The sequence below is a fragment of the Streptomyces bambusae genome (genome assembly GCF_019400985.1).
Classification (GTDB): domain Bacteria; phylum Actinomycetota; class Actinomycetes; order Streptomycetales; family Streptomycetaceae; genus Streptomyces; species Streptomyces bambusae_A.
In genome coordinates this window covers 1-538 of sequence record NZ_WTFF01000748.1, presented here as the reverse complement: position 1 = coordinate 538, position 538 = coordinate 1, and the positions used below count along the sequence as shown (strand labels likewise).

The window sequence follows — 538 nt, the reverse complement described above, 5'->3', positions numbered from 1 at the left end:
GGCCCCGCCCGCGGCGATACGGACGGCCACGCGCAGGCAGATCAGGTCCAGGTGGGCGGCGAACACCTCGTCGCGGCCCGGCCGGCCCTCGTCCACCCCGGCCTGGCGGACCCCGGCCAGCAGGCGCAGGGTCAGCGGATGCCGGGCGTCGGCGGGCCGGACGGCGTCGGCGGGGATGCCGTACCGGTCACGGGCCGCGGCCGCCTCGGCGGGCGTGAGGTCGCCCCGGCGGAGCGGGGGGGGCAGCTGGGCTGCCGGCCGTCGGGGCAGGTACAGCACCCCCGGCGGGTACAGGGCCCCGGCATGCTCCCAGAACTCGGGCCGAGAGGCGATCACGAGCTGGGCCCCGGCCGCACGCAGCCACTCGACGGTGGCATCGGTCCAGTCACGGAGACGGTGCGCCAGGTGCGGCGGCATCTCCTCGGGTGCATCGAGCAGCACGACCAGGCCCCGCCCGGCCCCCCGGCCGACGGCGGCAATCCGCTGCGCGAGCCCGGACCCGCCGACGTCGCCGCTGCTCGCGTCTTCGACCGGGCCG

At 78.8% G+C, this 538-nt stretch carries 1 pseudogene; it reads right to left on the bottom strand.

The features are described from left to right. Nucleotides 1-417 (bottom strand): annotated as a pseudogene (locus tag GPJ59_RS36855) (serine protease); the annotation flags it as partial. Nucleotides 418-538 lie beyond the last annotated feature (121 nt).